Origin of the sequence: Bartonella sp. AP65SXKL, from assembly GCF_042195725.1 — a bacterium.
GTDB lineage: Bacteria > Pseudomonadota > Alphaproteobacteria > Rhizobiales > Rhizobiaceae > Bartonella.
Map to the genome: position 1 here is coordinate 1 of NZ_JBHIOW010000031.1, position 7842 is coordinate 7842.

The window sequence follows — 7842 nt, forward strand, 5'->3', positions numbered from 1 at the left end:
GAACACCGTCTTCACCATTTAAAACCAGAGCAACTTGCCCCAATGACGGATCATGACTTTTTGCTATAAGCGTAAAGGCGCCATTGGATAAAGTACTTCTAGTAGATATGGTTATAGCAGTGCTAATCTTCACTATGCTGTTCTACAAGGAGCTATTAACCTTGTCGTGCAGAAGGAAAAAATATCTACAACACATTTGGGTCTTGTCCGAACCTACGGGCAACTCTCTTTCACCCCAAAAGATATGCAAGATGCAAATAAGAGTACTGTGGAAAAATGGTTACTCACAACCTATGGAACCATACAACATGACAAGTAGTTTCTATCTTGATACGCTGTTATCCTATGTCTTCCTAAAGGGAAAGATCACCAATGCCCTCATTAGTACAACCGCAAAATTGAAAAATGCAAAAATGTTGACGATCTCCACAACTGTTAGCAAACAATTTGCAACAGGTATCCAAGGCGTAACATTCGAACCGCAGGCACAGCTTGCCTATCAACATTTGATGTTTGATACCATTAAAGATGCTGATAATCTGACCATTGAGATGCAAAATCCTTCTCAATGGATAATCCCGTGTTGGTGGACGTTTGACAAAAACCATTGCCACTGAAAACAGCCGTCCTATGTCTTTCTATGGAAAAGTAAACTTAATCAAAACCTTTGGTGATGATCAGACATTCCATATTGATAAGTATTATAAATGTGACCCCTCGGGAAGTTCCGTTGAAGGTGGCCCACAATTGTCCGCTAACCTCTCCCTTCATGGTGATGTCAGCTATCAACAAAAGCTTCAAAAACTGGTATAAGTGGTGCAAGCTTTTCAGGAGGAATACTCTATCAGTTTTAAAATCAAGACTGTAAAAATAGCCTATTCAATTTAACAAAAAGGCAGCATATTGCTGCCTTTTTGGTTTATTATAAGCTGTTTTTAAGCGCTTTTTTAAATAGAGAACAGCGAAATATTTGAAGACAGTCATTGACCATTGGATGTTTTTTACAAAAAATTCTTTTTATAAAGAATAAAACTGTAAAAAAGAGAACAACCAAAAACAAAATGATATTGTAAAATAATGAGAAGCTTTTCTAGAAAATACAACATTACTATCGTTTGTTATTTCTCACGAATTTAATGCTTAAAATTCCAAAATAAAACTTTTGAACATAAAATGATAAGTAAAAAATAATGCAATAATATCAAACAAAGGGATGTATGTTATAAGTCACTCATATATTTCAAAATGGAAGTTCTAATAGGATTTAAAATATTACAGCTCAAACACTGCCCAGAAAATTCATACTGAAAAAATCCTATTATCCCCTTCCCTCTTAACAATGCCGCCAAACATCTCCAGAAACTTCAAAACAAATAAAATTGCATTTTCTCTTCTGTAAAATTGATCATGCTCTTTGCTCTCTATGGACAATAGGCTCTATACTTGCTTCAAAAAACTCCTTTGTATAATCGTGTTGCGCATGTAGATTACGCAATTCATCATTGCTAAGCTCTTCAAGAATAATCCCTTTATGCATAATTCCAACACGTTCACAAATATGTGCAACAACAGCAAGATCATGGGATACCATTAAATAAGTAAGCTTTTTTCTCACGCGCAGTGATTTCAACAAGTTTAAAATTTCAGCCTGTACCGACACATCCAATGCAGATGTTGGCTCATCAAGCAACAACACCTCTGGCTCAATAATTAAAGCACGTGCAAGAGCAATACGCTGACGCTGCCCTCCAGACAACTCATGAGGATAACGATAAAGAAATGAAGAATCTAAACCAACGGAATCTAAAGCATCCTCCACCCGCTCTCTTTGATTATCCATTCCATGGATTTTGAGCGATTCAGAAAGAACCGTATGGACCATTTTTCTTGGATGCAGCGAAGCATAAGGATCTTGAAAAACCATTTGAATACAGCGTAAAAAATCCTTACTTTTTTTCTTTTCAACTTCTTGTCCAGCAAAAAGGAATTTTCCACTATAATCTGGAATAAGCCCCACCAATGTATTCAAAATAGTTGACTTTCCACATCCGGATTCACCAATCAAACCATAAGCTTCACCACGCTTAATATGAAAATTAACATTTTTAACAACTGTTACTGCCTTATGCCTGTGCCCAAAAGTTACAGATAAATTAGAAACATCAATAATATTCTCACAATTTGTCATGAGGAACCTCCTCAACGCCATTAACAATCGTAGGATTATACAACCAATCAGGATCACGCTCAGGAACAGCCAAAATATCAACTGGATTATCAAGCCGTGGCAAACTCGCGAGCAACGCCTTTGTATAAGGATGACAAGCGTGAGACAAATCAGAAGCAGGCAACTCTTCTAAGACACGGCCCGCATACATCACCAAAATACGATCACAAAAATCAGCAATCATATTTAAATCATGACTAATGAAAATAAGTCCCGTTCCAGATTTTGTCACAAGTTCATCTAATACAGATAAAACTTGTCGTCTGACCGTAATATCAAGTGCAGATGTTGGCTCATCAGCAATAATTAAATCAGGTTTTGGAATGAGCATCATTGCAATCATCACGCGCTGCCCCATCCCCCCAGATATTTCATGAGGAAAGAGACGCATCACATGTTCAGGATCACGAATATGAACAGATTCTAACATAGATATGGTGCGCTCCCTCGCTTCAGCTTTTGAAACACGGTAATGAATACGGTAAGCCTCCATAATCTGTTCCCCGATCCGTATTAAAGGATTAAGTGAATATTTGGGATCCTGTAAAATCATTGAAATACGTTTCCCACGGATTTTTCGCATCTGAGGTTCACTTGCGGCCAATAAATCAACATCCTCAAAGCGCATTTTTTTAGCTTTAACAATGGCTGCTTTTGGACTCAACCTTAGTATTGCGCGCCCAGTCATCGATTTTCCAGATCCGGATTCACCAACAATTCCAATTTTTTCTTTTCCAACAGAAAAACTAACGCCACGCACAACTTCTGAAATGCCGCGCGTTGTAGGAAAAGAAATACGTAAATCTTCTACTTCTAATAATTTATTACCCATTGCGTGGATCCAATACATCACGAAGACCATCACCTAAAAGGTTGAAAGCAAGACTTGCAAATAATATTGCACAGCCTGGTATTGCCGCCAACCACCAATTTGTCATCATAAATTCCCGCCCTGAAGAAAGCATCGCACCCCATTCAGGACTTGGAAGTTGAGCTCCCAACCCTAAAAAACCAAGACCAGCAGCCGTTAAAATAATTCCAGACATATCCAAAGTTAATCGTACAATCACTGAAGGAATACACATGGGCGCAACATGAAACAAAATAATTCGCCAAGCAGAGGCCCCTTGCAGGCGAACTACAGAAACATAATCAGAAGAACGTATTGTCAAAGTCTCAGCACGTGCTAAACGTGCAATTGGTGGCCATGCTGCAATTGAAATTGCAATAGAAGCATTTTCAATCCCTGGTCCCAATGCGGCTGAAAATGCAAGAGCTAAAATCAAACCTGGAAAAGCAAGAAAAATATCGACAATGCGCATGAGCACAGTATCAACCCATCCGCCCATATAACCAGATACAGTTCCAACAATAAGCCCTATTGGACCTACAATAACTGTTGTAAGAAAAACAACATAAAGAGTAATACGGGAACCAAAAACAAGGCGACTAAAAATATCACGTCCCAATTCATCTGTTCCAAAATAATGCGCCATAGAGGGTGGCTGCAACCGATGCCCCAGATCATTGCTAAGAAAATCATGCGTAGCAATCCAAGGAGCAAAAAATGCACATATGATAATAATACAAATAATAAGCAGACCGAATACAGCCGAAAAGTTATGAAAAAACTTAGCCAGTGCGTGATAAATTCTTTGTATGTTCGCTTGAATTATGGAGTTTGGAACAGGATCGTTTAACCAACTACCCAAAGAAGATGATGATTGCGATTTATGATGATTACTTACTGTCATATTCAACGTGTCCTTGGATCAAAAATGCGATAAAGCAAATCAGAAAATAAATTAATGGCGACAAAGATAAATCCTACAAGTAAAGTACATCCTACAACTGCATTCATATCTCCGGCTAAAAGAGCATTTGTCAAGTAATGTCCAAAACCAGGCCAAGCAAAAACTGTCTCCGTTAAAACAGCCCCTTCTAATAAAAAAGCATAAGAAAGTGCAACAACGGTAATAATTTGAACAGCAGCATTTCGAAAGGCATGCCCCCAAACGGTTCGCGCCCACGATAATCCCTTTACACGTGCAGTAATGATATATTCCTGATTAAGCTGCTCAATCATAAACCCACGAGTCATACGGCTAATATAAGCCATAGCACCGAAAGCCAAGATCAAAGCAGGCATAATAACGTGACTAAAAACATTACCAAAAGCCTCCCATTGTCCTTGGCTTGCAGTATCCCAAAGGAAAAATCCTGTTTTTGGTTCAAAAGAATATTCATAAAGAAAATCAAGTCGTCCTGGGCCACCAACCCAGCCAAGCTTGGCGTAAAATATTAACAACGCCATTAATCCGAGCCAAAATGTTGGAGTAGAATAACTTACAAGTGTAAAAACACGGACAACATAATCAATAAATGAATCGCGATACATTGCTGCAAAAACACCAAATGGAATTCCAAGACTTGTGCCAATAACAATAGCAACGGTTGCAAGCTCTAATGTTGCAGGAAACACACGCATAATATCGGCTAGAACAGGTCGCCCAGAAGTTAAAGCATCTCCAAAGTCAAACAAAAATACATTATGAAGATACTTCCAATATTGGACAATCAACGGCTTATCAAGACCCAGCTTATAATACATTGCATCATAAGCTTCCTGACTGATATTATCACCAAGAATAGACAGAACCGGATCTAGAGGAAGAAGATGACCAAGAAAAAAAGTGATCGTCACCAACCCAAGCAATGTGATAAAAACTGAAATAAGAAGTTTCAATCCTTTGCATAAAAAATCCCATAAAAATAATTTTTTCTGCTTTTCTGATACAGCTCTTTCAGTCTCTGAAAGTGGCAAAACCATTATAAAAATCCCCTCTGTAGCGACAAAACATAAAGCAAATACTTTTTTATATAACAAAACAATCTCTTATTAAGCATGTTCTACAATCCTTTTCTATAACATGCTTCTTTTTATTTTTCTGCTTCATTGTAATAAAGTCTATAACTGTTCCAAATCCATTTTTTGACATCAGGCCCCATACCAACGGTATAATATGTCTGAAATAAATAAACCATAGGACCATGCTCTAGCACATAATGCTGTAAAGTACGATATTGCATGATACGCTTATTGGGGTCTTTCTCAAACAAAGCATCCATCACCATGTTATTAATATTTTCATCATAATACCCAGCGCGCCAAGCTAAATACATATTGTGCTTTTTTGTAAATGTTGGATCAGGGTTAAACACGTGATTTAATGAAGCAGGATGTCCATCAGGATCGGCACTCCCCCACCCCATAATAGCAGTATCATAATTTCCACCACGTACACGGCTCAACAATTGATTTTGTGCCATTTTTTCAATTGTAAGCTCAACACCAATTTTGCGTGCATTGGCTTGAATAGACTGTGCAACAGACGACATATAACTAAGGCTTCCAACTAAAAGATTAGCTTTAAACCCATTAGGATAACCAGCTTCAGTAATCAGTTGTTTTGCTTTTTTCAAATCCAACTGAAAAGGCAAACCTTCTTTTTCATCTAAAGCACCTGGAACACCTAAAGACATATAAGTTGCCCGAGGAATAGCAATCCCTTTCAAAACAGTTTTTCCAAGACCTTCATAATCAACCAAATAACGAAGTGCCAATCTGACCTTTTCATTCGCAAAAATTGCATTCTTATTATTTAACGATAAGTAAATAATCTGCGGACGCAAAACACGACTAATTTTGACTGGGCCTCCTTTTTTTTCAAGATCTAAAATATCCTCTGAAGAAAGATCACGCACTATATCCACATCACCTTTTTCCAAAAGAAGTCTTTGACTTGATGAATCCGCTACATGCTGCACAACAATCTGCTTAATTTTAGGCACATCGCCCCAATAATGTTGTGTCGCCTCTAACACAACTTTATCTCCTGGAGACCAGCTCACCAATTTATAAGGTCCAACACAAGCTGTATGTGTTGCTAAATATTTATTCCCCATATCACCGTTAATACTCTGTGCTTCAATTGTTTTCCGATCAAGCAAAGCAGAAGCATAAGATTGTCCAATAACAGTCAATATGAGCTGAATAGGATAGGGTTTATCTAATTTTAATTGTAAAGTCTTATCATCAAGAGCCTGAATATTTGTTTCAATATTGTTTTTGGTAAACCCATAATCCATTAAAGATTGAGCATAGCTTAATCCTAATTTAATAATCCGTCGCATCGACCATACCAAATCTTGCGCTGTAGCCATCCTTCCATCATTAAACTTTAAATCATCACGAAGATGAAAGACTATTCTTTTGCCATTGTCTAAAACGTCCCAAGATTTTGCCATAGCAGGGCGAATTTTTGTAGGATCATGCTCATCATATTGCACTAACGCGCTGCAAATATTCGTTAATAACTCACTCGTCACAACCTCAACAGTTTGCGCTGGATCAAAACTACTAATTGAATCAATATTCCATGCCATTACCAATATATCTTTAGATGAGGCACTGAATGCCGTTGTTACAGCCCCATTAAAAAAAATGATTGAGCTTAATAAAATAGAAATTTTTTTCAATATTCTTTGTTTTCCCATTTTATCTCTTCCTTTTGTATTCTTCTACCTTTTCACACAAAGTGATTGTGATTTTGCTTAAATAGCATAGCATTAGACATCAATTTCATTTAATCAAACTAAGCATCTACAAAATAATTTTCTTATACATCAGTCTATATTCGGGATGCAGAGAATCTATAACCATAAACAAAGATCCTCCCCAATATAACTTTCTATATTCATCGCTCCCTATAAACGATCTTAATTATATACTGCTACCCCTCACAGTTTCATCCTAAAAAAACTGAAGAGCTTTATATGGGAGAATATTTTCATCATGCAATTATGATTAAGCTCTTTTTAGCTTTGATAACACTAAAAAGACACACTTATTTTTCAATTTTACTATAAAAAATACGCGGTGCACTATTCCAAACCCATTTTTTGACATCAGGCGTCATCGCGACAACGCTATATTGTTGAAAGATAAACGCATAAGGTCCTTTTTGCATTAATTCACGTTGTAAATCAGCATAGAGTTGCGCTCGTTTTTGCGGATTTTTTTGAAACAACGCTTCTTCAACTTTTTGATTCATCTTAGCATCAAAATACCCATGCTTCCAACTAGGATAGGCTGTATTTCTAGCCTCAAAACGATTATCTGGATTGAAAATAAGACGTGAAGCCATGGTATGAGGATCCGCAGAATCATTATTCCATCCGATAAAAGCCGTATCAAAAGCTCGAGCATCCACTTTTGAAAATAACTGTGTACCTGCTACACGTTCAATTTTAAGACGCACGCCCGCCTGTGCAGCACTATCCTGGAGTGACTGAGCAAGTAACAAAGTATAAGGAGTGTTTGACACGAGAAAATTTGCCTCAAATCCATTCGGATAACCAGCTTCTGCTAAAAGCTGCTTGGCTTTTGCAATATCAAGTTTAAAGGGTTGCCCCTCTTTTTCATCCAAAGCCCCAAAGTTGCCAAGAGGAATAAAACTGGCCCGTGGGATACCAATCCCTTTGAGAAGCTTCTTGCCAAGACCTTCATAATCTATGAGATAACGCATCGCCAAACGTACTTTTTCCTTAGCAAA

The 7842-nt window shown here is 37.5% G+C and carries 6 protein-coding genes and 1 pseudogene; 1 reads left to right on the top strand and 6 read right to left on the bottom strand.

Annotation, left to right across the window (positions count from 1 at the left end; translation table 11 throughout):
• Positions 1 to 103 precede the first annotated feature (103 nt).
• Positions 104 to 854 (top strand): annotated as a pseudogene (locus ACFIMP_RS09150) (autotransporter domain-containing protein); the annotation flags it as partial.
• Between the two features lie 551 nt (positions 855 to 1405).
• Here ACFIMP_RS09150 and ACFIMP_RS09155 read toward each other — a convergent pair.
• The 6 genes from ACFIMP_RS09155 to ACFIMP_RS09180 form a co-directional block, all read right to left on the bottom strand.
• Positions 1406 to 2188, bottom strand: a complete 783-nt coding sequence (locus ACFIMP_RS09155) for an ABC transporter ATP-binding protein (protein WP_375686296.1) — start codon at positions 2186 to 2188, stop codon at positions 1406 to 1408.
• Complete coding sequence (locus ACFIMP_RS09160; RefSeq protein WP_273790733.1) at positions 2175 to 3059, bottom strand: ABC transporter ATP-binding protein; 885 nt, start codon at positions 3057 to 3059, stop codon at positions 2175 to 2177. Before ACFIMP_RS09160 ends, ACFIMP_RS09155 begins: the two co-directional genes overlap by 14 nt.
• Positions 3052 to 3981: an ABC transporter permease gene (locus ACFIMP_RS09165; protein ID WP_273790732.1), complete on the bottom strand. Its 930-nt coding sequence runs from the start codon at positions 3979 to 3981 to the stop codon at positions 3052 to 3054. The genes ACFIMP_RS09160 and ACFIMP_RS09165 overlap by 8 nt, the downstream gene beginning before the upstream one ends.
• 2 nt (positions 3982 to 3983) lie before the next feature.
• On the bottom strand, positions 3984 to 5057 hold the full coding sequence (locus ACFIMP_RS09170) for an ABC transporter permease (protein WP_375613823.1): 1074 nt from the start codon (positions 5055 to 5057) through the stop codon (positions 3984 to 3986).
• Positions 5058 to 5167: 110 nt separating this feature from the next.
• Positions 5168 to 6784, bottom strand: coding sequence for an ABC transporter substrate-binding protein (locus tag ACFIMP_RS09175; RefSeq protein ID WP_375612275.1), 1617 nt, complete (start codon positions 6782 to 6784; stop codon positions 5168 to 5170).
• A gap of 350 nt (positions 6785 to 7134) precedes the next feature.
• A partial coding sequence (locus tag ACFIMP_RS09180) for an ABC transporter substrate-binding protein (protein ID WP_375686297.1) occupies positions 7135 to 7842 on the bottom strand: 708 nt, incomplete at its 5' end.